Annotated in this window: 22 protein-coding genes; 11 read left to right on the top strand and 11 right to left on the bottom strand. The window is 65.4% G+C overall.

Features of this window, described 5'->3' with window-relative positions:
• Positions 1 to 254 precede the first annotated feature (254 nt).
• Both ACWCIA_RS09675 and ACWCIA_RS09670 read left to right on the top strand, forming a co-directional pair.
• Positions 255 to 1,412, top strand: a complete 1,158-nt coding sequence (locus tag ACWCIA_RS09675) for a PAS domain-containing sensor histidine kinase (RefSeq protein ID WP_454162748.1) — start codon at positions 255 to 257, stop codon at positions 1,410 to 1,412.
• Between the two features lie 126 nt (positions 1,413 to 1,538).
• The gene (locus ACWCIA_RS09670; protein WP_454162746.1) at positions 1,539 to 2,555 is read left to right on the top strand and encodes a porin; all 1,017 of its coding nucleotides are present in this window, start codon (positions 1,539 to 1,541) and stop codon (positions 2,553 to 2,555) included.
• 159 nt (positions 2,556 to 2,714) lie between these two features.
• Here the strand turns inward: ACWCIA_RS09670 and ACWCIA_RS09665 are convergent, their stop codons facing one another.
• Positions 2,715 to 3,377: a class I SAM-dependent methyltransferase gene (locus tag ACWCIA_RS09665; protein WP_454162744.1), complete on the bottom strand. Its 663-nt coding sequence runs from the start codon at positions 3,375 to 3,377 to the stop codon at positions 2,715 to 2,717.
• A gap of 9 nt (positions 3,378 to 3,386) precedes the next feature.
• Positions 3,387 to 4,325: a CysB family HTH-type transcriptional regulator gene (locus tag ACWCIA_RS09660; protein WP_454162742.1), complete on the bottom strand. Its 939-nt coding sequence runs from the start codon at positions 4,323 to 4,325 to the stop codon at positions 3,387 to 3,389.
• Positions 4,326 to 4,507: 182 nt separating this feature from the next.
• Between ACWCIA_RS09660 and ACWCIA_RS09655 the strand changes: the two genes are divergently transcribed.
• Genes ACWCIA_RS09655 through cobA form a run of 6 tightly spaced genes read left to right on the top strand, consistent with a single transcriptional unit; the run spans position 4,508 to position 10,546 of the window.
• Positions 4,508 to 6,193, top strand: coding sequence for a nitrite/sulfite reductase (locus tag ACWCIA_RS09655; RefSeq protein ID WP_454162740.1), 1,686 nt, complete (start codon positions 4,508 to 4,510; stop codon positions 6,191 to 6,193).
• On the top strand, positions 6,186 to 6,743 hold the full coding sequence (locus tag ACWCIA_RS09650; RefSeq protein WP_454162738.1) for a DUF934 domain-containing protein: 558 nt from the start codon (positions 6,186 to 6,188) through the stop codon (positions 6,741 to 6,743). The genes ACWCIA_RS09655 and ACWCIA_RS09650 overlap by 8 nt, the downstream gene beginning before the upstream one ends.
• A 10-nt stretch (positions 6,744 to 6,753) precedes the next feature.
• Positions 6,754 to 7,470, top strand: a complete 717-nt coding sequence (locus ACWCIA_RS09645; protein ID WP_454162736.1) for a phosphoadenylyl-sulfate reductase — start codon at positions 6,754 to 6,756, stop codon at positions 7,468 to 7,470.
• A gap of 23 nt (positions 7,471 to 7,493) precedes the next feature.
• Complete coding sequence (gene cysD / locus ACWCIA_RS09640; RefSeq protein ID WP_454162734.1) at positions 7,494 to 8,432, top strand: sulfate adenylyltransferase subunit CysD; 939 nt, start codon at positions 7,494 to 7,496, stop codon at positions 8,430 to 8,432.
• Entirely contained in the window at positions 8,432 to 9,751 is a 1,320-nt protein-coding gene (locus tag ACWCIA_RS09635; RefSeq protein ID WP_454162732.1) for a sulfate adenylyltransferase subunit 1, read from the top strand. The genes cysD and ACWCIA_RS09635 overlap by 1 nt, the downstream gene beginning before the upstream one ends.
• Before the next feature lie 12 nt (positions 9,752 to 9,763).
• Entirely contained in the window at positions 9,764 to 10,546 is a 783-nt protein-coding gene (cobA, locus tag ACWCIA_RS09630; RefSeq protein WP_454162730.1) for a uroporphyrinogen-III C-methyltransferase, read from the top strand.
• Positions 10,547 to 10,641: 95 nt separating this feature from the next.
• Here the strand turns inward: cobA and ACWCIA_RS09625 are convergent, their stop codons facing one another.
• On the bottom strand, positions 10,642 to 11,103 hold the full coding sequence (locus ACWCIA_RS09625) for a hypothetical protein (protein WP_454162728.1): 462 nt from the start codon (positions 11,101 to 11,103) through the stop codon (positions 10,642 to 10,644).
• A 303-nt stretch (positions 11,104 to 11,406) separates the two neighbouring features.
• Here ACWCIA_RS09625 and yghU point away from each other — a divergent pair, with 303 nt between their 5' ends.
• Positions 11,407 to 12,243, top strand: a complete 837-nt coding sequence (yghU, locus tag ACWCIA_RS09620) for a glutathione-dependent disulfide-bond oxidoreductase (protein WP_454162726.1) — start codon at positions 11,407 to 11,409, stop codon at positions 12,241 to 12,243.
• Positions 12,244 to 12,356: 113 nt separating this feature from the next.
• On the opposite strand, the gene ACWCIA_RS09615 is transcribed toward yghU, so the two are convergent.
• Genes ACWCIA_RS09615 through lptF form a run of 3 tightly spaced genes read right to left on the bottom strand, consistent with a single transcriptional unit; the run spans position 12,357 to position 15,098 of the window.
• A complete protein-coding gene (locus ACWCIA_RS09615; RefSeq protein ID WP_454162725.1) occupies positions 12,357 to 12,740 on the bottom strand; it encodes a sirohydrochlorin chelatase in 384 nt (127 codons plus the stop codon).
• A complete protein-coding gene (gene lptG, locus ACWCIA_RS09610) occupies positions 12,740 to 13,933 on the bottom strand; it encodes an LPS export ABC transporter permease LptG (protein WP_454162723.1) in 1,194 nt (397 codons plus the stop codon). Before lptG ends, ACWCIA_RS09615 begins: the two co-directional genes overlap by 1 nt.
• A 10-nt stretch (positions 13,934 to 13,943) precedes the next feature.
• The gene (gene lptF, locus ACWCIA_RS09605; RefSeq protein ID WP_454162721.1) at positions 13,944 to 15,098 is read right to left on the bottom strand and encodes an LPS export ABC transporter permease LptF; all 1,155 of its coding nucleotides are present in this window, start codon (positions 15,096 to 15,098) and stop codon (positions 13,944 to 13,946) included.
• A gap of 67 nt (positions 15,099 to 15,165) precedes the next feature.
• Here lptF and ACWCIA_RS09600 point away from each other — a divergent pair, with 67 nt between their 5' ends.
• A complete protein-coding gene (locus ACWCIA_RS09600) occupies positions 15,166 to 16,662 on the top strand; it encodes a leucyl aminopeptidase (RefSeq protein WP_454162719.1) in 1,497 nt (498 codons plus the stop codon).
• Between the two features lie 164 nt (positions 16,663 to 16,826).
• Here the strand turns inward: ACWCIA_RS09600 and ACWCIA_RS09595 are convergent, their stop codons facing one another.
• Positions 16,827 to 17,015 (bottom strand): DUF1653 domain-containing protein, encoded by a 189-nt coding sequence (locus ACWCIA_RS09595; protein WP_454162717.1) that lies wholly within the window; start codon positions 17,013 to 17,015, stop codon positions 16,827 to 16,829.
• The gene (locus ACWCIA_RS09590; RefSeq protein WP_454162716.1) at positions 17,015 to 17,353 is read right to left on the bottom strand and encodes a hypothetical protein; all 339 of its coding nucleotides are present in this window, start codon (positions 17,351 to 17,353) and stop codon (positions 17,015 to 17,017) included. The genes ACWCIA_RS09595 and ACWCIA_RS09590 overlap by 1 nt, the downstream gene beginning before the upstream one ends.
• A 441-nt stretch (positions 17,354 to 17,794) precedes the next feature.
• Between ACWCIA_RS09590 and xth the strand changes: the two genes are divergently transcribed.
• The gene (xth, locus tag ACWCIA_RS09585) at positions 17,795 to 18,559 is read left to right on the top strand and encodes an exodeoxyribonuclease III (RefSeq protein WP_454162714.1); all 765 of its coding nucleotides are present in this window, start codon (positions 17,795 to 17,797) and stop codon (positions 18,557 to 18,559) included.
• A gap of 131 nt (positions 18,560 to 18,690) precedes the next feature.
• Here the strand turns inward: xth and ACWCIA_RS09580 are convergent, their stop codons facing one another.
• The 3 genes from ACWCIA_RS09580 to acnD all read right to left on the bottom strand — a co-directional run bounded on the left by ACWCIA_RS09580 (position 18,691) and on the right by acnD (position 25,705).
• Positions 18,691 to 21,591 (bottom strand): EAL domain-containing protein, encoded by a 2,901-nt coding sequence (locus ACWCIA_RS09580; RefSeq protein WP_454162712.1) that lies wholly within the window; start codon positions 21,589 to 21,591, stop codon positions 18,691 to 18,693.
• Positions 21,592 to 21,768: 177 nt separating this feature from the next.
• Positions 21,769 to 22,959 (bottom strand): 2-methylaconitate cis-trans isomerase PrpF, encoded by a 1,191-nt coding sequence (prpF, locus tag ACWCIA_RS09575; protein ID WP_454162711.1) that lies wholly within the window; start codon positions 22,957 to 22,959, stop codon positions 21,769 to 21,771.
• A gap of 145 nt (positions 22,960 to 23,104) precedes the next feature.
• On the bottom strand, positions 23,105 to 25,705 hold the full coding sequence (gene acnD, locus ACWCIA_RS09570) for a Fe/S-dependent 2-methylisocitrate dehydratase AcnD (protein WP_454162709.1): 2,601 nt from the start codon (positions 25,703 to 25,705) through the stop codon (positions 23,105 to 23,107).
• Positions 25,706 to 25,711: the final 6 nt, after the last annotated feature.

The raw sequence follows: 25,711 nt of genomic DNA, 5'->3' as shown, positions 1-25,711 counted from the left end.
GTACCGTTGCGCATTCGCGCGGCTGTTCGCGACACGCGCCTGGACTGACTCCGGTGCATTTTGGGATTTGCAAACGCACGACCGCGTGGGCACAAGTGCCCACCCTATGGGCTACCGGTATGCTTTCCGCACGACCCGTCGGTCATTTGCCCCGCCCACTTTCCCCGTTTGTGCCTGCGCAATCGGCCACGCCTGCGCGCGCCGTATTGTAGCGTTTGGTCCGCGCACGCGGACGTTACCGCAGGCATATCCACATGAAACGACAGCGCAACCCGCGTCCGGGCAAGGGCGGCCTGGCGATGTTCGCGCTCGGTTACCTGGCCGCGCGCCTGGTCGTCCGCCTCAAGCGCAACGACGCCGGCGATGCGCGCATGCAGCACAGCCGGCGCATCGTCCACAACGCGGGCGAAGCCATCATCTCGGCCGACGAAACAAGCCGCATCGTGCTGGCCAACCCGGCGGCCGCCAGCATGTTCGGCGTCAGCGTGCAGGAGATGCAGGGCAGCCCGCTGGCGCGCTTCATCGAGGCCCCGCACGAGCACAACGGCACGCCGCCCGACTACTTCCGCCTCGACGGGCGCGCCGGGCGCCGCGGCACCGATTACGCCGGCACCGGCCTGCGCCCGAAGGGCGAGCGCTTCGCCATCGAAGGCTCGATCGCCGACACCATGCAGGACGGGCACACGCTCTACACGATCATCCTGCGCGACGTCTCCGAGCGCCAGCGCGTACAGCGCAAGCTGGCGCGCTCGCACGACCAGCTGCGCCAGCTGTCCTCCGCGCTGCAGACCATCCGCGAGGAGGAACGCACCCACATCGCGCGCGAGCTGCACGACGACCTCGGCCAGCTGCTCGCCTCGCTGCGCATGGACCTGACCCTGCTGCACGAGGCCTGCGGCAACACCCCGGAAGCGCTGCACCTCATCAAGGGCATGGACGGCAACCTGCTCACCGCCATCACCTCGCTGCGCCGCATCGCCACCAACCTGCGCCCGCGCGCCCTCGACGAAGGCGGGCTGTTTTTCGCCTTGCAGGGACTGCGCGACGATTTCGTCGAGCGCCACGGCATTGCCTGCACCCTGCTGGCCGACGAAACCGAGCTGCGCCTCGACGACGCGGCCAGCACCGCCATCTTCCGCATCATCCAGGAAGCGCTGACCAACGTCGCCCGCCATGCGCAGGCGACCAGCGTTACCCTCACCCTGTACCGCATCGACCACCAGCTCCTGATCACGATCCGCGACGACGGCCGCGGCATCCGCGAAGAAGACATGGACAAGGCCGAATCGCTCGGCCTGATCGGCATGCGCGAGCGCGTCTGGGGGCTGAAGGGCGACATCTCCGTCAGCGCCGACGAAGCGCCCGGCACGCGCATCGACATCGTGCTGCCGGTAACGGAGCATACGGTTTGAGTGTTTCGACGGGTCGCGGTTTCCACCTGTCATGAAGTGGACATATTGCTTCGATAAGATGCGCTGGACCTTGAGTTTGCCATCCTGCCAACTCAAATCCTTCGTCATACCTTATTGGAGATCTTCATGCATTACAAAGCCCTGGCCGCTGCGCTGATCACGACCCTGCCGCTGTTCGCGCATGCGCAGACCAACGTCACCATCTACGGCATCATGGATGCAGCCGTCGCCGTCGAGGACACGGATGCGCCGGGCGAAAAGCGCCGTACCGTCATCAACTCGGGCAACCAGTCGAGCAGCCGCCTGGGCTTCCGCGGCACTGAAGACCTGGGCAATGGCCTCAAAGCCATCTTCAACATCGAAGCGGGCGTCGCCCTCGACACCGGCGCCGCCGATTCCGCCCTCTTCGGCCGCCGCGCCGTGGTCGGCCTGCAAGGCGGCTTCGGCCAGCTGACCCTGGGCCGCGAATACAGCCCGATCGCCTCGGTCGCCGCCGCCACCGACGTGTTCGGCCAGGGCTTCTACGGCAGCAACCTGTCCGCCTTCACCAGCAACCGCCTGACGCGCCGCCTGGCCAACTCGGTCAACTTCAAGAGCGCCCCGATGGCCGGCTTCTCGGTGCTGGCGGCCTACTCAGCCGGCGAGCGCGCCACCGACGGCCCGTCGGGCAACCTGATGGGCGTGGCGCTGGAATACGTGAACGGCCCGTTCTACGCGGGCGCCGGCTACCACCAGCTCGAGCGCGTGGCGCTGGACGACGACAAGGAAATGGCGATCGGCGCCGGCTACAAGCTGGGCAACGTCGACCTCAAGGCCAATTACCTGACCGCCGACCAGGCCGGCGCCAACAACGAATTCGAGCAGATCAACCTGGGCGCCGCCTACACGGCCGGCGTGAACAAGTTCTTCGTGAACCTGCAGCGCAACGAAATCGAAAGCGGCGCGCGCGGCAACGCCTGGGCGGTGGCCTATTCGTACTCGCTGTCGAAGCGCACCAGCTTCTACACAAGCTACGGCACGGTCCGCAACAACGAGCGCGCCGTGTTCGGCCTGAATTCGTCGTCGACCAACGTAACGCCGCCGGCGACCGCGCTGGGCGCGGATCCGAGCGCGTTCACCGTGGGTGTGCGTCACGCGTTTTGATGATGGGATGGCAGGCGCCGGCATGAGAGCGGCGCCTGCCGAAGGGACGTAGGGTGGGCGCCCTGTGCCCACGCGAACGCTTGCATCATGTAAGCGGCACTGTGATGCGGCGTTCCGCGTGGGCACGGGGCGCCCACCCTACCTACCCCGGATTGGGCCTTATTTCAACCGGCAAGTCAAAATCCAGAAAAACTCCACCCGCTCGATTTTTACTTCCTTGCCCACATTCCCCACGCGCTTCCTCAGCGCGCTGTCCGACTGGTAGCTCTTCGGCAGCTCGAAGCGCTCGCCTTCCGGCGTGGTCAGGATCTGGTACGTGGTGCCGTCTGCGTCCGTGCGCGCGATGGTTTCGCTGAAGCCTTCGACGAAGGAATCGTCGAGGATCACCAACAGCACGTCCTTGCCCAGGCGCTTCTTGAGCGTGGCCAGCAGTTGCTCCTGTTCCTTCTTGTTCAGGTGCGACCACAGGAAGCTCACCAGCACGGCCGTGAACTTTCCTGAACCCGTGCCGATGTCTTCCGGCAAATCGAGCGCATCCGCCACGCGGAAGCTCACCTTGCCCTCGGGCATGCCACGCTCGCGCGCGATGTCGACCAGGCCGGCGTTGATGTCGACCGCCAGGACGGACGCCGCCGACTCCGCCGCCACTTCGGTCCAGAACCCGGTGCCGCAGCCCAGTTCCAGCACCGTATGCCCGGACAGCAAATTGCCCAGGTGGATGCTCATGTCGTCGATGTCTTCGTCCATGTCCGGCTCGAGGTATTTGTCCTCGAGGGCCTCGCCCAGCAGGGCGTAATACTTTGCAACTTGTTGATTGTTCATGCTTTTCTCTTACAACTCGTAATTGTCCCCGCCGCGCATCGCCGCCTCGACCATCTTGCGGTTCAGGCTCGGTGCCAGCAGTTCGATGAAGGTATAAATGTAGCTGCGCAGGTAGGCGCCCTGCTTCACCGCCACGCGCGACACGTTCATGCCAAACAGGTGGCCGACGGGAATCGTGCGCAGGTTGCGGTCGCGCTCGGGATCGAAGGCCATGCCGGCGATGATGCCCACGCCCATGCCCAGCTCGACATAGGTCTTGATGACGTCGGCGTCGATGGCTTCGAGCAGCACGTCCGGCTTCAGTTCGCGCAGGGTGAAGGCGTGGTCGATCTTGCTGCGTCCGGCAAAGGCGGCGTCGTAGGTGATCAGGGGGTAGGCGGCGATTTCCTCGAGCGAGATCGCCTTCGAGCGCAGCAACTCATGCTCCGGCGGCACCACGATCACGTGTTCCCACTGGTAGCAGGGCAAAGTCACCAGGCCATCGATGGCGGCGATCGCTTCGGTGGCGATGGCGAGGTCGGCCTGGCCGGTCTTGACCATGTCGGCGATCTGCTTCGGATTGCCTTGCAGCAGGGACAGGCGCACCTTGGGGAACTTGCCCATGAAGGCCTGCACCACCTTGGGCAGCATGTAGCGCGCCTGGGTGTGCGTGGTGGCAATCGTGAAGCTGCCGCTGTCGTGGGCCGCGTATTCCTTGCCGATGCGTTTCAGGCTGTCGATTTCCTGCATGATCAACTCGACCGATTGCAGCACCAGCCGGCCCGGCTCCGTCAGCCCGCGGATGCGCTTGCCATGGCGGGTGAAGATGTCGACGCCGAGCTCTTCTTCCAGCTCGATGATGGCCTTGGAGACGCCCGGCTGGGACGTGAACAAGGCCTTGGCCGCGTCGGTCAGGTTGTAGTTCTGGCGCACGGCTTCGCGCACGAAACGCAGTTGGTGGAGGTTCATTCCTGTTCTTGTGTGGTGTGGAAACGCTTTTTACATTCTTACTCGCTATTTTATGCGATTGCTTATACCCCTACCGTATATAAGCAAATAAATTGTCAGTAGTTTGGAATAAAGCCCTCTCCCCTTACCATCACACCTAGCTTAAAGGGTTCATAACAACCCGCCCTTACAGGATTCCTGATATGTACCGTTACGACCAGTACGACCACCTCATCGTCCGCGAACGCATTGCGCAGTACCGCGACCAGGTTGCGCGCCGCCTGAACGACGAGCTGACCGAAGAAGAGTTCCTGCCGCTGCGCCTGCAGAACGGCCTGTACATGCAGCGCCATGCCTACATGCTGCGCGTCGCCGTGCCGTACGGCCTGCTGTCCACGGCACAGCTGCGCATGTTCGCCCACATCGCGCGCAAGTACGACCGCGGCTATGGCCACTTCACGACGCGCCAGAACATCCAGTACAACTGGATCGAACTGGAGCAGACCCCGGACATCCTGACCGACCTGGCATCCGTCGAAATGCACGCGATCCAAACCTCGGGCAATTGCATCCGCAACATCACCACCGACGAGTTCGCCGGCGTCGCCGCCGACGAGATCATGGATCCGCGACCCTTCGCCGAGATCCTGCGCCAGTGGAGCACCTTCCACCCCGAGTTCATCGCCCTGCCGCGCAAGTTCAAGGTGGCGATCAACGGCGCCGTCGAAGACCGCGCCGCGATCGCCATCCACGACATTGGCCTGACCCTCGTGCACAACGAGGCGGGCGAAGTCGGCTTCAAGTTCATGGCGGGCGGCGGCATGGGCCGTACCCCGATCATCGGCAGCGTGATCCGCGACTTCCTGCCGTGGCAGCACCTGCTGACCTATACCGAAGCCGTGATGCGCGTCTATAACTCGTATGGCCGCCGCGACAACAAGTACAAGGCCCGCATCAAGATCCTGCTGAAATCCCTGGGCGTGGAAGAATTCGCGCGCCTGGTCGAGGAAGAGTGGCAAGACCTGAAGGACGGTCCGGAAACCCTGAGCCGCGAAGAATACGACCGCGTGGCCGCCTATTTCGTGCCGCCGGCCTACGAAACCCTGCCAGCCATCGATCCTCTGGCCGCACACGCCGACAGCAAGCCCTTTGCGAACTGGCTGCAGCGCAACGTCAAGCCGCACAAAGTGCCGGGCTACGCGTCGGTCGTGCTGTCGCTGAAGAAAACCGGCGTGCCGCCGGGCGACGCCACCGCCGAGCAGATGGACTTCGTGGCGGACCTCGCCGACAAGTACAGCTTCGGCGAACTGCGCGTGACCCACGAGCAGAACCTGGTGCTGGCCGACGTCAAGCAGTCCGACCTGTTCGAGGTCTGGCAGCTGGCCAAATCGAAGGGCCTGGCGACGCCGAACATCGGCCTCCTGACCGACATCATTTCCTGCCCGGGCGGCGACTTCTGCTCGCTGGCAAATGCGAAGTCGATCCCGATCGCGGCGGCCATTGCCGAGCGTTTCGACAATCTCGACTTCCAGCACGACATCGGCGACATCGAACTGAACATCTCGGGCTGCATCAATGCCTGCGGCCACCACCATGTCGGCTCGATCGGCGTGCTCGGCGTCGACAAGGACGGCAGCGAGTGGTACCAGGTGTCGATCGGCGGCGCCCAGGGCAACAACTCGGCCATCGGCAAGATCATCGGCCCTTCGTTCTCGGGCAGCCAGATGCCGGAAGTGATCGCCCGCCTGCTGCAGGTGTATGTCGGCAACCGCTTCGAAGGCGAGCGCTTCGTCGACACCGCGCAGCGCCTCGGCATCGCGCCATTCAAGGAACACGTGTATGCCACGCCGATCTCGGCCGGCGAACTGGTTGGGGAAGACCATGCTTGAAGCACATAAAGAAATTATCCGCGGCCGCGAAGTGGTGGCCGACGACTGGAGCGTGCTGCGCCTGGCCGAAGGCGACGCCGCCGAGAGCGTCGTTGTCCCCGAAGGCAAGGTCATCGTGCCGCTGACCGTCTGGCTGGCGCAAAAAGAAAGCCTGTCGCCGCGCACCGAGCTGGGCGTGTGGATCGCCGCCGACGAGCGCTTCGAGCAGCTCAAGGGCGACTCGGACCGCTTCGCCGTGATCGCGGTGGACTTCCCGAAATTTTCCGATGGCCGCGGCTATTCGATCGCCTACAACGTGCGCAAGCGCCTCGGCTACACCGGCGAGCTGCGCGCAATCGGCGACGTGCTGCGCGACCAGCTGTTCTCGATGTCGCGCGTCGGCTTCAATGCCTATGCGACGCGCCAGGACCGCTCGATCCACGACGCGCTGAAGGGTCTGACCGTGTTCTCGGAAACCTACCAGGCTTCGGTCGACCAACCGCTGCCGCTGTTCCGCCGCAAGGAACGCGACATTCCGCCGGAACACTCCGACGCCGGCGCCGGCATCTGAGGAAAACAGCATGAGCGACCTCGCCATCCGCGTGCGTGAAACCGAAGCGATCCTTGCGCGCATCGCCGCCGACTTCACGCCCGCCGTGTTCGCCTCAAGCCTGGCTGCCGAGGACATGGTGCTGACCGACCTGATCCTGAAGGCGAAGCTGCCGATCGGCATCTTCTCGCTGGAGACGGGCCGCCTGCACAAGGAAACGCTGGCCGTGCTCGATGCCGTCAAAGCCACTTACGGCCATGACATCGCCCTGTTCCGCCCGCAAACCGAGGCCGTCGATGCCTACGTCGCCCAGAACGGCCTGAACGCCTTCTACGACAGCATCGAGATGCGCCGCGAATGCTGCCGCGTGCGCAAGGTCGAGCCGCTGGGCCGCGCCCTCGCCGGCAACAAGGCCTGGATCACGGGCCAGCGCCGCGCGCAATCGGCCACCCGTTCCGACCTGCACGTCCAGGAAGACGATCCGGCGCACGGCATGACCAAGTTTAATCCGCTGGCTGACTGGTCCGAAGAAAACGTCTGGGAATACATCCGCGCGAACAATGTGCCGTACAACGCGCTGCATGACCGCGGCTATCCGTCGATCGGCTGCGAGCCCTGCACCCGCGCGACCCAGCCGGGCGAGGACGTGCGCGCCGGCCGCTGGTGGTGGGAAAACCCGGAATCGAAAGAATGCGGCCTCCATGTAGTCGACGGCAAGCTGATCCGTATTAAATCCGTGGCCGCCTGAGCCACACAAGAACAAGGCACCTCATGACGAACCTCTCCGACACCACGGGCGTCCTCGCCGACGTCAACGCGCGCCACCTCGACGCGCTCGAATCCGAAGCGATCCACATCCTGCGCGAAGTGGCGGCGGAATGCAGCAACCCTGCCCTGCTGTTCTCGGGCGGCAAGGACTCGGTCGTGCTGCTGCGCCTGGCCGAGAAGGCCTTCCGCCCGGGCAAATTTCCCTTCCCGCTGGTGCACATCGACACCGGCCACAACTTCGACGAAGTGATCGCCTTCCGCGATGCGCGCGTGGCCGAGCTCGGCGAGCGCCTGATCGTCGGCTCGGTCGAGGACTCGATCAAGAAGGGCACGGTGCGCCTGCGTAACCCGCAGACCGATTCGCGTAACGCGGCCCAGGCCGTGACCCTGCTGGAGACGATCGCCGAACACGGTTTCGACGCCTGCATCGGCGGCGCCCGCCGCGACGAAGAGAAGGCGCGCGCCAAGGAACGCATCTTTTCCTTCCGCGACGAATTCGGCCAGTGGGACCCGAAGGCACAGCGCCCGGAACTGTGGGACCTGTATAACACCCGCGTCCACCCCGGCGAGAACATGCGTGTGTTCCCGATCTCGAACTGGACCGAACTCGACGTCTGGCAGTACATCGCCCGCGAAAAGCTGGCCCTGCCGCCGATCTATTTCGCCCACCAGCGCCAGGTGATCCCGCGCAACGGCCTGCTGGTGCCGCTGACCCCGCTGACCCCGGCGCGCGAAGGCGAGACGGTGGAAACGCAAACGGTCCGCTTCCGTACCGTGGGCGACATCTCGTGCACCTGCCCGGTATCTTCCGATGCCAGCACGGTCGAGGCGATCATCGCCGAAACCGCCGTCACGCAAGTGACCGAACGCGGCGCGACCAGGATGGACGACCAGACCTCGGAAGCCTCGATGGAAAAACGCAAGAAGCAAGGATATTTCTGATGAACGCCCTCAACGACAAGCTCACCCAGCACAGCCTGCTGCGCTTCATCACCGCCGGTTCCGTCGACGACGGCAAGAGCACGCTGATCGGTCGCCTGCTGTACGACAGCAAGGGCATCTTCGCGGACCAGCTGGCCGCCGTGTCGCGCTCGAAGCACAAGCGCACCGTGGGCGACACGATCGACCTGTCGCTGTTGACCGACGGCCTGGAGGCCGAGCGCGAACAGGGCATCACGATCGACGTGGCCTACCGCTACTTCGCCACCCCGAAGCGCAAGTTCATCATCGCCGACACGCCGGGCCACGAGCAGTACACCCGCAACATGGTGACGGGCGCCTCGACGGCCGACGCGGTCATCATCCTGGTGGACGTGTCGAAAGTGAAGCTGCGCGAAGATGGCGGCGTCGACTTGCTAATCCAGACCAAGCGCCACTCGACCATCGCCAAGCTGCTGCAGATCGAGCACGTGATCGTCGCCGTCAACAAGATGGACCTGGTGAACTACGACCAGTCCGTGTATGAGCGCATCGTCGCCGCGTACCAGCAATTTGCCGATTCGCTCGGCCTGAAGGACGTGACCGCGATCCCGTTGTCTGCCCTGGCCGGCGACAACGTGGTCGAGCGCTCCGAGAACATGGGCTGGTACACCGGCCCGACCCTGATCGAGCTGCTCGAGTCGATCTCGGTCTACGACGAAGCGCACGATGCGCCCTTCCGCTTCCCGGTGCAACTGGTGGCCCGCCACAACGGCCACGAGGCAAACGACTTCCGCGGCTACATGGGCCGCATCGAGTCGGGCAGCGTCGCCGTCGGCGACAAGTTGACCGTGCAGCCTTCGGGACAGAGCGCGACCGTCAAGGACATCGTCACCTTCGACGGTTCGCTCGACACGGCCGCCGCCGGCCAGTCGGTCACGCTGCTGCTCGATGAATACCTGGACATCTCGCGCGGCGACACCCTGTCCGGCGCCGCGGCGCCCGCCACCCTGCTCAAGCAGGTGGTGGCCGACGTCTGCTGGATGTCGGACGAGCCGCTCGACCTGCGCCGCAAGTACTGGATCAAGCACGGCACGCGCCAGACGGGCGCCAAGGTAACCAGGGTCGACACCCTGCTCGACATCAACACGCAAGTCCGTCACGCGGTCGAAAACCAGGCAGCGGGCCTGAAGCTGAACGACATCGCCCGCATCCACCTGACGGTGCAGCAGCCCCTGGCCGCGGACGCCTATGCCGACATCCGCGCCACCGGCGCCTTCATCCTGATCGACGAAGTCACGCACCAGACCGTTGCTGCGGGTATGATTCGCCTGGGCGAATAAGAGGAGCGGCACATGCCGGCGAACAAGGCAGCGGTGAACAAGGCAGCGGCGGGCAAGGTGTACCTGATCGGCGCCGGGCCCGGCGCCGCCGACCTGATCACCGTGCGCGGCGCGCGCCTGCTGGCGCAAGCCGACGTCGTGCTCTACGACGCGCTGGTGACGCCCGAGATGCTGGAACTGTGCGCCGGGGCCGAGCTGATCTCGGTCGGGAAGCGCTCCGGCCAGCGCTCCACCGCCCAGGATGCGATCAACGCCTTGCTGGTCGATTGCGCCTACAAGTTTTCTAGCGTCGTGCGTTTGAAAGGCGGCGACCCGATGCTGTTCGGGCGCGCCGACGAAGAATTGCGCGCGCTGGAAGCCGAGGGTATCGAAGTCGAGATCGTCCCCGGCATCACCACCGCCGTCGCCGCCGCGGCGGCCACCAAGCAACCCCTCACCAAACGCGGCGTCGCGCGCAGCGTCGCCTTCTTCACCTCGAGCACGGGACCGGACCAGCCGGAACACCCCGCCCTGCCCCACACCGACACGATGGTGCAGTACATGGGCGGGCGCGAAGCCGCGGCCACCGCCGAACGCCTGCTGGCGCAAGGGCGCAGCCAGGACACGCCGGTGGTGGTGGTGGAGAACTGCAGCCGGCCCGATGAACGTATCGAGCGCCTGACCCTGGCCGACCTGGCGCGGGGACTGGGCACGGCGCATGGGCCGGTGCTGGTGATGATCGGCGAAGCGCTGCGGCTGCGGGAACACCAGCCTGCGCTGGACGCTTCCGCGCCGGCTTTACTTCACAGCGCCTGAGCGTTTGCCTGCCCCTGGCGCGCCAGGCAAAAGCCCTCAGGACAAGGCGCAGCGTCGAAGACAGTACGCTAGTACGGCGAGACGCTGCAACGCGGTCATGAGGGCTTTGCCAGGCGCGCCTCCCGGGCGCTGTCGTACTCTTCGATTTCCCTGACCAACCTGTCGGCCGCCGCATGGGTGTCCGCCGCAATGCGGTTCAGGTGGGCGATCGCCTCTTCCAGCCTCGCGCCCGCCTGGCCGCGGCATTCGCGGGTGCGCCACAAGGCGAGGTCGCGCCGCATGCCGGCCAGGTCGTCCTTCAGTTCGCACAGCATGCGGCGCAGGTTGCGGTCGGCGTCGACCATGCCCGGGATGCTGCCCGCGTGCAGGCGTTTCGAGAGGGTGGCGATCTTGATGCCCATCGCAGCGATGCGGCGCGCGGTGGCTTCGATGCGGCGTGCGCAGCGGGTCTGCGCGAACAGGCCGCCGGGCAGCCGGATTCCGTCCCAGAACGGCGTCTCGCCGGCGCGCGGGCGCAGGAGCTTGGCAACAATCTGCTTCAGGATGGATGGGAGCATGGAGCGCACCTGGTGGTTGGGAAGGCTGGATGCGGCCGGAAGTGCCCGAGCAGTGTGTTCGACATCTCCAGGGCTGTCAAACGACCCGGCGCCCCGCGTGCATGATTCGGAACAATCCGTGGCGTGATCGCCGCGTTTGTTGGCAGGGCGATATCGGATTCAACGATGCTCATGAAAGCCGGACGCGTCGAGCGCGATCGGATGGACTCGGGTAAGCTCGCAGGACATGCCATGCCGACATCATCTCCGAGGTGCGTGTTTCGGCGGGCGACCTGTTACCACTTCGCATCCGAGGAGATTGCCATGTCCGATCAACCCTACGTGCCGCCCAAGGTCTGGGCCCCGGCCGAATCTGGCGGCACCTTTGCCAACATCAACCGCCCCGTCGCCGGCGCCACCCACGAGGCCGAACTCCCCGTCGGCAAGCACCCGCTGCAGCTATATTCGCTGGCCACGCCGAACGGCGTGAAGGTGACGATCATGCTGGAAGAACTGCTCGCCGCCGGCCACCGGGGCGCCGAATACGACGCCTGGCTCATCCGCATCAACGAGGGCGCGCAGTTTTCCAGCGGTTTCGTCGAGGTCAATCCGAACTCGAAGATCCCGGCGCTGATGGACCGCAGCAGCGACCAGCCGGTGCGCGTGTTCGAGTCGGGTTCGATCCTGGTCTACCTGGCCGAGAAGTTCGGCGCCTTCCTGCCGAAGGAAGTCCCGGCGCGCACCGAGACCCTGAACTGGCTGTTCTGGCAAATGGGCTCGGCGCCTTTCGTCGGCGGCGGCTTCGGCCACTTCTATGCCTACGCGCCGGAGAAGTACGAGTACCCGATCAACCGCTATGCGATGGAAGCCAAGCGCCAGCTCGACGTGCTGGACCGCCAGCTGGCCGCGAACCGCTTCGTCGCCGGCGACGAGTACACCATCGCCGACATGGCGATCTGGCCGTGGTACGGTGGCCTGGTGCTAGGCGAGCTGTACGACGCGGGCGAATTCCTGTCGGTGCACGAGTACAAGCACGTGCGGCGCTGGGCCGATGAAGTGGCGGCGCGCCCGGCGGTGATCCGCGGCCGCAAGGTCAACCGCGTACGCGGCAAGCCCGAGGAGCAGGTCGCCGAGCGCCACGACGCGTCGGACCTGGATTGAGGTGTTGTAGGGTGGGCACTCGTGCCCACGCGGTACGGTTGATGACACGTCGCGGCGCTCGACAATGTTCGATTCGTCAAGCGTTCCATACCGCGTGGGCTCAAGAGCCCACCCTACGATAAAGCACTAACGCAGTACTCCGTCATCGCCGCCAGCACGCCCGGATCCTCCCCGACCGCCCCCACGATCTCCACGCGCAGCCCAGGATGCGCCGCCCGCAATCCCTCGGCCAGCAGCGGCAAGTCGCGCAGCAGATGCCCACCCTGCCCCAGGAACACCGGCACGACCGTCACCGCTTCCACCCCGCCCGCCACCAGTTCGGCGACGGCTTCCGGCAGCCGCGGCTCCATCAGCTCGAGGAAGGCCAGCCGCACTTCCACCCCCGGCATGCGGGCGCGTGTGGCGTCGCGCAGGCGCTCGAAGGGCGCGGCCCAGGAGGCGGCGCGGGCGCCGTGGGCGAACAGGACCAGTGCACGCCGCTCCATGTTCCCGTCCATCAGTGTCGCTCCACCCAGCGCAGCGCGGCGATCGCCAGCAGCAGGAACAGCAAACTCGGCGCCACCGCCGTGAAGAAGGCGGGCCAGGTCGAGAGCAGGCCGAGGTGGGCGAACAGCGAATTGATCAGGATGAAGCCGACCCCGATCATGATGCCGATGAAGATCTTCAGGCTGACGCCGCCGCTGCGGGTGTGCAGGTAGGCGAAGGGCAGCGCGAGCGCCATCAGGACGAAGATCGCCAGCGGGTCGATCAGCTTCTTCCAGAACGCGATCTTGAAGCGCTCGCTCTCCTGGCGGTTCTCGACCAGGTGGCGCGAGTAGACGGCCAGTTCGTTGGCCGACATGCGCTCCGGATCGCGGCGCGAGACCTGCAGGATCTTCGGCGTGATCTCGGACACCAGGTCCAGGCTGGCGACCTTGCGGGTGGCGACCGCGCTCGTCTCCTGGCCGTAGGTGCTCTGGATGCTCTGCCCTTTCGGGACCGGCGTGCCGGGTGCGGGCAGCTCGCGGCTGTTGGAAAACAGGGTCTCGGTGACGTCGTTCAGGCGCCAGGTGCCGTTGCCGCTGAAGCTCGCGCTTTGCGCCGTGATCAGGGCGCGCATGCGCAGCGCGTTGTCGAATTCGTAGAGGCGCACGTCGACCAGCGAGCCGTCCGGGCGGATCGTGCGCGCGTTGAAGAAGCGCGAGCCGACGATGGGGCCGCGCGCGCCGTTGGCGCCTTCCGCATGCACGTTATCCTTGGTCCACATCCCCGAGCGGAACTCGGAGGCGAGCGTGGCGCCTTTCGCGGACAGGCGCACCTTCTCCGCCAGCGGCGCGGTGCGCGGCGTGATCAGTTCGCCGAAGATGAAGGTGATGACGACGAATACGATGCCGATCTTGAAGAGCATCCAGCCCGCCATGCGCGTCGTCATCGACGAGGCGCGCATGATGGTGAATTCCGAGGTCTGGGCGAACTGCGCCATCGCATAGATGGTGCCGATCAGGGCGGCGACCGGCATGACTTCGTAGACGTGCCCCGGGATCATCAGCGCCACGTACAGCAGCGCGTGCTGGAACATGTAGTTGCCCTTGCCGACATGGGGCAGCTCGCGCGTCAGGTCCATGAAGGCGATCAGGCCGAGGAAGGCGATCAGGACGAAGACGACTGCCTGCGTGATGTTGATCGCAAAATAACGCTGTAAGACTTTCATCGCTGGGCTTTCATCGCGTCTGCACCAGGTCGGCGCCCGCCGTCTTGCGCTGGTGGCGGCGGCGCTTCCAGGCATTGATCAGGACCAGCGGGTGGTAATGGTGGTTCACGTTCAGGCGCCAGGCGAAGAGGCCGAAGACGATCAGGGCGACGAGCAGGTGCAGCGGCCACCAGGCGAGCGCGAAGTCGACCTTCTGCTGCTTGACGCTGGCCTCGACCATCTTGACGAGGTTATTGTAGGTAAAGAAGATCAGCAGGGCCAAAATAAGGTTGGCCGAACTGCCGGCGCGCGGATTGACGAAGCCGAGCGGGATGGCGAGCAGGATCAGCACCAGGCAGACGATGGGCTGCGAGATGCGCGAGAGGAGCTCGGAGCGCGTGTACTGGTTCTCGATCGCGAGCAGGGTCGGCGTCGACTGGGCGTCGAGCGGCACGTCGGCGCCGAGCACCGGCACCGTGGTCGCCACGCGCATGCTGTAGCGCTCGAACTCCATCGACTGGAAATCGGCCTGCCCCGGCACGCCCTGGTAGCGGCGGCCGTTTTTCAGCACGAGGTACTGGCCGCCCTTGCCGTCCGCCTCGATCACGCCTTCGCGCGCGACGACGATCGACTTGCCGTCCTTGCCCTGGTCGGTGTTGACGAACACGTTCTGCACCACGGTCGATCCGTTGGTGCTGCCTTCGACGAAGAAGACGCGGTCGGCGGACGAGGACTCGCGGAACTGGCCCGGCGCCACCCGCTTGAGGTCCTCGCGCTTCTCGAAGCGCTGGATGAATTCCGCGCTCTTCATCTTGGCCCAGGGCGCGACCACCAGCGACACCGTCCCCACCAGCAGCACCAGCGGCAGGCCAAAGGTGAGCACGGGACGGATCCAGGCGAGCAGCGACTGGCCCGAGGCGAACCAGACGACCATTTCGGAATCGCGGTAACTGCGCGTGACGGCCACCAGCACAGAAATAAAACTGGTGAGAATCAGGACAGTTGGCAGATAATTCAGTGATTGAAAGGCAATCAATGCGACGACGTCGCCGGATGCCACACGCCCGCCCGCGGCCCTGCCGAGGATGGCGATCAGGGTCCAGGTGACGCACACCGTGAACAATACCGTGAAGGTTGCCCCGGCTGCGCTGGCCAGTTCACGATGCAGGGCGCGTTGGAAAATCATTCGATAGTTATAATTGCAGGTTAGGCAGCGTCAAGCACACTGCGCACAAAACGAAACGGAGAATCAAATGGACTTTAGCATAAAAGCATTCGACACAAAAAACACCCTGGCCGCGGCCAAGACCGGCTGTGTCGCAGTGGCGGTGTTCGAAAACAAAAAACTGTCGCAGGCTGCGAAAGCCCTCGATCAAACCGGTGAAATCACTGCGGCACTGAAGTCGGGCGACATCACCGGCAAGGCCGGTACGACCCTGCTGCTGCGCGGCGTGGCCGGTGTGGCCGCACAGCGCGTGCTGCTGGTCGGGATGGGCGCCGACGAGGCGGTGGGCGAGAAGAGCTTCAATACCGCGGTCGGCGCGACGCTCAAAGCCTTCGCGTCGCTGGGCGCGGCGGATGCCATTATCGCATTTCCGACCACCGAAGTGAAAGAGCGCGAGCCCGAGTGGGCCATGCGCGCCATCGTCATCGCCGCCACCGAAGGCGAATTCCGCACCGACGCGCAAAAGAGCAAGAAGGACCCTGCCCTGACCGGCGTGCGCAAGATCACCCTGGCGGTGCCGCTGTCGAACGCGGAAGCCAAGGCCACGCTGGCGCAGGCGATCGCGATCGCCAACGGCATGAGCCTGACCAAGGAACTGGGCAACCTGTCGCCGAACATCTGCACCCCGACCTACCTCGCCACCGTCGCCCGCAAGCTGGCCGACGACCACGGCTTCGAGATCGAAGTCCTGGAGCGCAAGCAGCTCGAAGCACTGAAAATGGGTTCCTTCCTGTCGGTGGCCAAGGGCAGCGACGAGGCGCCGAAGTTCATCGTCCTCAAGCACATGGGCGGCGGCAAGAAGGACGCGCCGGTGGTCCTGGTCGGCAAGGGCATCACGTTCGATACCGGCGGCATCTCGATCAAGCCGGGCCCCGGCATGGACGAAATGAAGTACGACATGTGCGGCGCCGGCTCGGTGCTGGGCACCTTCCGCGCCATCGGCGAAATGGGCCTGAAGCTGAACGTGATCGGCATCGTCGCCGCCTGCGAGAACATGCCGTCGGGCCGCGCTTCCAAGCCGGGCGACATCGTCACCGCCATGAACGGCCTGACCATCGAGATCCTCAATACCGACGCCGAAGGCCGCCTGATCCTGTGCGACGCCCTCACCTACGCCGAGCGCTTCAAGCCTGCGGCCGTGGTCGACATCGCCACCCTCACCGGCGCCTGCATCGTCTCGCTGGGCCACCACAACAGCGGCCTGTTCACCCGCCACGACGCCGCCCACGACGCCCTGGCCGACGAACTGCTGGACGCCGGCAAGCAGACCGGCGACGGCGCATGGCGCCTGCCGATCGGCGAGCAGTACAACGAGCAGCTGAAGTCGAACTTCGCGGACCTGGCCAACATCGGCACGCCAGGCGGCGCCTCGATCACTGCGGCCTGCTTCCTCGAGAACTTCACCCGCAACTACACCTGGGCCCACCTGGACATCGCCGGCACCGCCTGGAAGAGCGGCGCGCAAAAAGGCGCGACCGGCCGTCCGGTTCCGCTGCTGACGACCTTCCTGATGAACCGTGTTTGATCCGGTAAGCTGAAATGAGAACGGGCCGCTGATGCGGCCCGTTTTTCGTAGGGTGGACGGGAAACCCGTCCACCCTACATATAGAACATGCTGGCGTAAGCGAACAAAAGCCGCGCGTGAAAGATTATTTCACGCGCGGCTCATCAATGAAATCTTATTTCAGCCTACGACACCGGCGCAAAGCGCGGCACCATCACCCCATCGACCTCGACCGGCTCGAAGAACACCGCCTTCGGCCGCGCCCAGATCGAGCCGTCGGCTGCGCGGTAGATGATCATCGGCGTCAGGTCGGCCTCGAGCGTGGCCTCGCAGACCAGCTCGTAGAGACCGCCTTTGTAATGCCTGTATTGCATCAGGCTTGCTCGGCCGTGGCCTTCTGCTTCTTCTTCAGGCCCTGGATGACCTTCAGCACGCCTTCCATGCCGGCGGTCTCGTCGAGGTCGCTGAAGGCGTCCAGCACCTCGTTGAGCACGCGATTGCGCACGGCTGCCTCGTCGGGCTGGACCGCCTTGACGGCGCCCTCGAACTTGGATGGCGTCTCGGCTGCCGTCTTGGCGCCATGCGCCAGGGCTGCCTGCCAGATCACCCAGCGGCGCTGGGTTTCGTAGACGAGGTATTCCTCGGGTTTGTCCTCACGGCGACGAACAATGTGGCCATCGCGCTGGGCCCATGCTTCAAATGCACTGCGCATCTCTGTCCTTTTCATGTGGGTACGGATATTCGCTATCGAAACAGCAATATTTCACCATAGTACCATTCCAGCGCCGAGACCCTTGCACGGATGAACTCAATCGTGCGCGGCCTCGGAGCGGGAGATGTCCTGGAAAATACTATCCCGCACGTTATCCGGAAACAACTGGATATTACCTCTGAGTAACATCCACAGAATGTGACATGCTACACCGTAAGTGTTACTTCCCGCTACCACTAAATTGCAATCGTATTGGCAATATATTTTAAACTACTAACTTGTTTTTAGAGCATCGTGCTTGCTTTTCAAGCAAATGAATTGCAGATGTGTGCGATTTGTGCACACTCCTCCAAAGTTGCAAGAATTCTCATCAGGCTCGATACTGCGCACGCACTGCGGCAGAAGGTCTGCCGCATCCGACACTGATCACCTACTTACTCAATGAAAATAGCTACTTGGAACGTCAATTCGCTGAAAGTCCGCCTGCCCCATCTGCTGCGCTGGCTGGAAACGCATCCGGTCGACGTCCTCTGCCTGCAAGAAACCAAACTCACGGACGATAAATTCCCGGTCGCGGAAATCAACGCGGCCGGTTACCAGGTCGCCTTTACTGGCCAGAAAACCTATAACGGCGTCGCCATCCTGTCGCGCCTGCCGATTCTCGACGTCGTCAAAAACAATCCGCGCTTCGAGGACGAGCAGCAGCGCATCATCGCCGCCACCATCGGCGGGGTGCGCTTCGTGTGCGCGTATATCCCGAACGGCCAGGCGGTCGATTCGGACAAATATGTCTACAAGATGTCCTGGCTGAGCGCACTGCACGAGTGGCTGGCCGAGGAACTGGCGCAGCATCCGCAGCTCGCGCTGCTGGGCGACTACAACATCGCGCCGGAAGACCGCGACGTGCACGACCCGGTCGAATGGGAAGGCAAGATCCATTGCTCGGAACGCGAACGGGCGGCGATGGTCGCTTTAGGGGGCCTGGGACTGGTGGATTCGTTCCGCATGTTCGAGCAGCCGGACAAGCAGTACAGCTGGTGGGATTACCGCATGATGGGCTTCCGCCGCAACCGCGGGCTGCGCATCGACCACATCCTGCTGTCCGGCGAGCTGGCGAAGCGCTGCACGGGCTGCGTCATCGACCGCGAGCCGCGGACGTGGGAGCAGCCGTCGGATCATACGCCGGTGATTGCAACGCTAAATTAATCCGGGATGCCAAACGGAGGGACGTAGGGTGGACGGGTTTCCCGTCCACGCGTTCAGCCAGCCGTCGCTACCTCGCGAATGATTTAGGACCTATTGAACGCGTGGACGGCGGAGCCGTCCACCCTACGGATTCAGATGCCGCCGTCGCGCAGCAGTTGTCCGGTCGCCTCGCTATCGAGCGCCCGCGCGAACAGCCAGCCCTGCACGTACTGGCAGCCGTAGCCGCGCAGCAGCGCCAGTTGCTGCTCCGTCTCCACGCCCTCGGCCACGACCTGCAGCTGCAGGCTGTTGGCCAGCGCCATCACGGCGGCGACGATGGCCTGGTCCTCGCTGCTGTCCTCGAGCTCGCGCACGAAGGTGCGGTCGATCTTGATCTTCCTGACCGGGAAGCGCTTCAGGTAGGCCAGGCTCGAGTAGCCGGTGCCGAAGTCGTCGATCGACAGGCGCATGCCCATGCGGTTGATCTGGCCGAGGATGTCGAGCGTCTGCTCGCCGTGCTGCATCAGCGCGGTCTCGGTGATCTCGAATTCCACCAGCGCCGGGTCGATGCCGGTTTCTTCGACGATGCGCCGGATCGACTCCACCAGCGCCTTGTGCATGAACTGGCGCGCCGACAGGTTGATCGCCAGCGGCACCGGCGCCATGCCGGCCCGCTGCCAGGCGACGCTCTGCTCGCAGGCGCGCCGGATCACCCATTCGCCGACCGGGACAATCATCCCGTTCTCTTCCAGCACCGGGATGAAGTCGTCGGGCAGGACCAGTTCGCGCCCTCCTCCCGGCTGCGGCTTGCGCCAGCGCAGCAGCACTTCCAGCGCATGCACGCGGCCGGTGGCGATATCCATGATCGGCTGGTAGAAGGGCTCGAACTCGCCGTTCGCCAGCGCCTGGCGCAGGCTCGATTCGAGTTCGAAATGACGCGCCGCGGCGCCGTTCATGCGCTGGGTGAAGAACTGGTAGTTGTTGCGGCCGGCGGCCTTGGCCTGGTACATCGCGGCGTCGGCGTTGCGCATCAGGGTTTCCACGTCGAGGCCATCGTCCGGATACAGGCAGATGCCGATCGAGGGAGAGATGTGCAGGTGGTGGCCCTCGAAGGGCACCGCCGTGGCCAGCGCCTCGATGATCTTGTCGGCCACCGCGCTGCATTCCTCGATCGCCTGCACGCTCGGGATCAGCACCACGAACTCGTCGCCGCCGAGGCGCGCCACCGTGTCGCTGGCGCGCACCGCGCGGCACAGGCGCCCGGACACCTCCTGCAGCAGGTAGTCGCCGGTGGCGTGGCCGAGCGAATCGTTGATGTTCTTGAAGCGGTCGAGGTCGAGGAACATGACGGCCAGCTTGCCCTTCGCGCGGCGCGCGGCCTGGATCGCGCGTTCGAGGCGGTCGGCCAGCAGCGCGCGGTTCGGCAGGCCGGTCAGGCTGTCGTGGTAGGCCATGTGGTGCACGCGCGCCTCGGCCTGGCGCCGCTCGAGGATCTCTTCCTGCAGCAGCGCGTTGGCGCCGGCCAGTTCGGCGGTGCGCTCCATCACGCGCACCTCGAGTTCGTCGCGCGCGCGGCGCACCGCCTCGGCGGCCTCGCGCTGCGCGGTCACGTCGTCCACCAGCCACAGGCTGCGCCCGCCCGGGTCGGCCAGGTCGAAGGGCCTGCCCGAGAGCCGGCCCCAGAAGCGCGCGCCGTCGCGCCGCATCATCTCGTACTCGCCGACGCTGACGCGGCCGGCGGCGAAGTCGCGCGCCGTCTCGCGGCGCGCCGCCTGCCAGCCGCGGGCGTCCGGATACAGCGAGCGGATGCTGGTGCCGTTGCAGGCGCCGGGCGCGTAGCCGAACAGCTCCTCCATCTTGCGGTTGCAATGGACCGTGCGTCCGTTCTCGACGACGGCGATCCCGAGCACCGCGGTGTCGAGGATGGCCTGGTTCTCCAGCAGCGCCACGCGCAGCGACTGCTCGTCGCGCTTCTGGCGGGTGCGGTCTTCGACGATCCACACATAGCCGTGCGAGAGCTGGTCGGGATTGACCGCATAGCCGATGATCTTGGCCCAGATCGGCGTGCCGTCGCGGCGGACCAGCTCCGATTCGCCCTGGTAGGTCTGCCCCTGCGCGAACATGGGATAGGCTTCGGCCGCGATGCGGTTGAAGTGGTCCGCGCTCGGGTGCAGGGCCCGCACCTCCAGGCGCTCGGCCTCCGCGTCCGTATAGCCGAACATGTCGAGGAAGCCGGCATTACAGCGGCGCACGCGCTGCTTGCGGGTGAACATGATCGCCAGCGAGGCGTTGTTCATCAGCGCCTGCAGCTCGCGCCGCGCGTGGCGCGTTTCGCTGACGTCTTCGATGATCCAGATCGTGCCGGCGTCGCGCCGGCCCGGCACCACCGCGCTGGCGCGCACGCGCGCCCAGAAGCGCGAACCGTCGCGGCGCCGGAACTGGCACTCGGCTTTCTCGTAGATGCTGCCCGAGCCGAGCGCCGCATAGGCTTCGTCCCGGAAGCGCAGGTACTCTTCCTGCGAGGCGAACATCTCGCCCGCGTCGCGGTCGGCCAGTTCCTCGACGCTGTAGCCGACCATGCTCGACAGGCGCGGATTGCATTCCTTGAGGAGGCCGGGCTTGGTGAAGACGATGCCGACCGGGGCGTTGTCGAAGATCGCCTTCTGCTGGTGCATGGCCGTGCGCAGCGCCTGCTGGCCGCGCTCGTAGTCGCTGACGTCGGTGAACACGAAGGTGGCGCCTGGCGCGCCCGCTCCCGGCGCCAGGGGTTTGGAGCGCACCTGCACGGCGATGTCGACGCCGCCGGCGCTCAGGCGGGTGTTCCAGCAGCGCTCGCCGCGCATGGCGCGGCGCAGCTCGAAGACGGCGACGCGGGCGGCCCGGCCGCTGAACAGGTCGAGCAGCGACCGGCCCTCGGGCGACTCGCCCACCAGCGTGGCCATCGCGTGATTGCTTGCGAAGACGATGCCGGACGCATCGACCGCGCAGGCCGCCCCCGCGATGAGGCCCAGCGCATCGGCCACAAAAGCTGGTTTGCTCGTAATTCTGTCCATCCCCGCGATTCCCCTGGCATGCGGCCTGAATACAGGCCAACAAATGTTGCTGGATGATAAACCAGTGCGGCCGGAATCTCTACAGCGTCATTACAAAAAAAACCGGGGACCGCACAGCCCCCGGGTTTTCGCTTTACACCTTCATGCGGCGCGGGTAGAACGGCGCCCTGCAAGTGCTCAGAAGCAGTCGCCCGGCACCCGCACCCAGCCTTCCATCAGCACGCGTGCGCTGCGGCTCATGACGGCCTTGGTCACGCTCCACTCGCCGTCGACCAGGGCCGCCTCGGCGCCCACCCGCAAGGTGCCCGACGGATGGCCGAAACGTACCGCGGCCGGCTCGCCGCCGCCGGCTGCAAGGTTGACCAGCGTGCCCGGCACGGCCGCCGCGGTGCCGATCGCCACCGCCGCCGTGCCCATCATCGCGTGGTGCAGCTTGCCCATCGACATGGCGCGTACCAGCAGGTCGATGTCGGCCGCTGCCACCGGCTTGCCGCTCGAGGAGACGTAGTCGCGCGGGCGCGCAACGAAGGCGACCTTCGGCGTGTGCTGGCGGCTCGCGGCCTCTCCCAGCTTCTTGATGAGGCCCATGCGCAGCGCGCCGTGGGCGCGGATCGTTTCGAACAGCGCCAGCGCGCGCGGGTCGCCGTTGATGGCCTCCTGCAGTTCGGTGCCCGTGTAGCCGATGTCTTCGGCATTCACGAAGATGGTCGGGATGCCGGCGTTGATCATCGTCGCCGGGATCGTGCCGAGGCCGGGCACGTCGAGCTGGTCGACCAGCTGCCCGGTCGGGAACATCGATCCACCGGCGCCCTCCTCGTCCGCCGCCGGGTCCATGAACTCGAGCTGCACTTCGGCGGCCGGGAAGGTCACGCCGTCGAGCTCGAAGTCGCCCGTCTCCTGCACCTCGCCGCCCGTCACGGGGACGTGGGCGACGATGGTCTTGCCGATGTTGGCCTGCCAGATGCGCACCGTGACCATGCCGTCGCGCGGCACGCGCTCGCGCTCGACCAGCCCGGCGTTGACCGCGAACGAACCGACCGCCGAGGACAGGTTGCCGCAGTTGCCGCTCCAGTCCACAAAAGGCTTGTCGATCGAGACCTGGCCGAACAGGTAGTCGACGTCATGCTCCGGGCGCGTGCTCTTGGCGACGATGACGGCCTTGCTGGTGCTCGAGGTGGCGCCGCCCATGCCGTCGATCTGCTTGCCGTAGGGGTCGGGGCTGCCGATCACGCGCATCAGGAGCTTGTCGCGGGCCGGGCCAGGGACGCGGGCGGCTTCGGGGAGGTCTTGCAGGCGGAAGAAGACGCCTTTCGAGGTGCCGCCACGCATGTAGGTGGCGGGGATTTTGATTTGGGGGGTGTGTTGCATTTGTTTGATTCCATGATGACGTAGGGTGGACGGCTCTGCCGTCCACGCGTTCAACCAGCCGACGATCGGTCGCGGTGCGAATTTACGCCGCGGCACGCAAACGTAGGTTGAACGCGTGGACGGGAAACCCGTCCACCCTACGGTTTTACGCTGCGACTTTAGATGAGGCCAGGAAGTCCTGCGCAAAACGCTGCAGCACGCCGCCGGCCTCGTAGATCGACACCTCTTCGGCCGTATCGAGGCGGCAGGTGACCGGCACCTCGATGCGTTGGCCGTCGCGGCGGTTGATCACCAGGGTGAGCGTTGCGCGCGGGGTGCGTTCGCCGATCACGTCGAAGGTCTCGGTGCCGTCGATGCCCAGGCTCAGGCGGTTCACGCCCGGCATGAACTCCAGCGGCAGCACGCCCATGCCCACCAGGTTGGTGCGGTGGATGCGCTCGAAGCCTTCGGCGACGATTGCTTCCACGCCCGCCAGGCGCACGCCCTTGGCCGCCCAGTCACGGGACGAGCCCTGGCCATAGTCGGCGCCGGCGATCACGATCAGCGGCTGCTTGCGTTCCATGTAGGTCTCGATGGCTTCCCACATGCGCGTGACCTGCCCTTCCGGTTCGATCCGTGCCAGCGAACCGGCACGGACAGTACCGTCCGGATTGCGCACCATCTCGTTCTTCAGGGTCGGGTTGGCGAAGGTCGCGCGCTGCGCCGTCAAGTGGTCGCCGCGGTGGGTGGCGTACGAATTGAAGTCCTCCTCCGGCAGGCCCATCTTGAACAGGTATTCGCCGGCGGCGCTGTCCATCATGATGGCGTTCGACGGCGACAGGTGGTCGGTCGTGATGTTGTCGCCCAGGACCGCCAGCGCACGCATGCCGGACAAGGTCCGCTCGCCGGCCAGCGCGCCTTCCCAGTAGGGCGGACGGCGGATGTAGGTGCTCATCTCGCGCCAGTCGTAGAGCGGGGACACAAGCTCGCCATCGTCGGCCACGCGCGCGAACATCGGCGTATACACCTTGCGGAACTGCTCGGGCTTCACGCTCTGCTCGATGACGCCGTCGATCTCGGCATCGCTCGGCCAGATGTCGGCCAGCTTCACCTCGTTGCCCTGCGCGTCCGTGCCCAGCACGTCCTTCTCGATGTCGAAGCGGATCGTGCCCGCGATGGCGTACGCGATGACGAGCGGCGGCGAGGCCAGGAAGGCTTGCTTCGCATACGGGTGGATGCGGCCGTCGAAGTTGCGGTTGCCCGACAGGACGGCGGTCGCGTACAGGTCGCGCTCGATGATCTCCTGCTGGATGACCGGGTCGAGCGCGCCGCTCATGCCGTTGCAGGTGGTGCAGGCAAAGGCGACGACGCCAAAACCCAGCTTTTCCAGTTCCGGCATCAGCCCGGCTTCTTCCAGGTAGAGCGACACGGCCTTCGAGCCCGGCGCCAGCGAGGACTTCACCCAGGGCTTGCGCAGCAGGCCGCGCTCGTTGGCGTTACGCGCCAGCAGGCCGGCGGCGATCATGTTGCGCGGATTGTTCGTGTTGGTGCAGCTGGTGATCGCGGCGATGATGACGGCGCCGTCCGGCATCTTGCCGGGCTCGTTCTCGACCACCCCCGAAATGCCGCGCGCGGCCAGTTCCGAGGTCGGCACGCGCTTGTGCGGGTTCGACGGGCCGGCGATGTTGCGCACGACACTCGACAGGTCGAACCGCAGTACGCGCTCGTACTCGGCTGTCTTCAGGCTGTCCGCCCACAAACCGGTTTCCCTGGCATAGAGCTCGACCAGCTTCACGGTCTCGTCCTCGCGGCCGGTGAGCTTGAGGTACTTGATGGTCTGCTCGTCGATGTAGAACATCGCGGCGGTCGCACCGAATTCCGGCGCCATGTTGGAGATGGTCGCGCGGTCGCCCAGGGTCAGGTTGGCTGCGCCCTCGCCGTAGAATTCCAGATAGGTCGAGACCACTTTCGACGCACGCAGGAACTCGGTCAGCGCCAGCACCACGTCGGTGGCGGTGATGCCCGGCTGCGGCTTGCCGGTCAGCTCGACGCCGACGATGTCGGGCAGGCGCATGTAGGACGCGCGGCCCAGCATGACGCTTTCCGCTTCCAGGCCGCCGACGCCGATGGCGATCACGCCCAGCGCGTCGACCATCGGCGTGTGCGAGTCGGTGCCGACCAGGGTGTCCGGGAAGGCGACGCCGTCCTTGACCTGCACTACGGGCGACATGCGCTCGAGGTTAATCTGGTGCAGGATCCCGTTCCCCGGCGGGATCACGTCGACGTTCTGGAAGGCCTTCTTGGTCCAGTCGATGAAGTGGAAGCGGTCTTCATTGCGGCGGTCCTCGATGGCGCGGTTCTTTTCGAACGCGTCCGGGTCGAAGCCGCCGCATTCCACGGCCAGCGAGTGGTCGACCACCAGCTGGGTCGGCACCACCGGGTTGACGAGGGCCGGGTTGCCGCCCTCCTGCGCGATGGCGTCGCGCAGGCCGGCGAGATCCACCAGCGCCGTCTGGCCGAGGATGTCGTGGCAGACCACGCGCGCCGGGAACCAGGGGAAGTCGAGGTCGCGCTTGCGCTCGATTAATTGCTTGAGCGAAGGCACCAGGGCCATCGGCTCGCAGCGGCGCACCAGGTTTTCGGCCAGCACGCGCGAGGTGTAGGGAAGCCCGTCCCAGGCGCCCGGCTGGATGCTGTCGACGGCTTCGCGCGCGTCGAAGTAATGCAGATTGGTCCCGTGCAGGGGTTTGCGGTATGCGTTGTTCATTTCAAA

It is taken from the genome of Massilia sp. SYSU DXS3249 (assembly GCF_053668055.1).
This window is presented reverse-complemented; position numbering and strand designations above follow the sequence as displayed.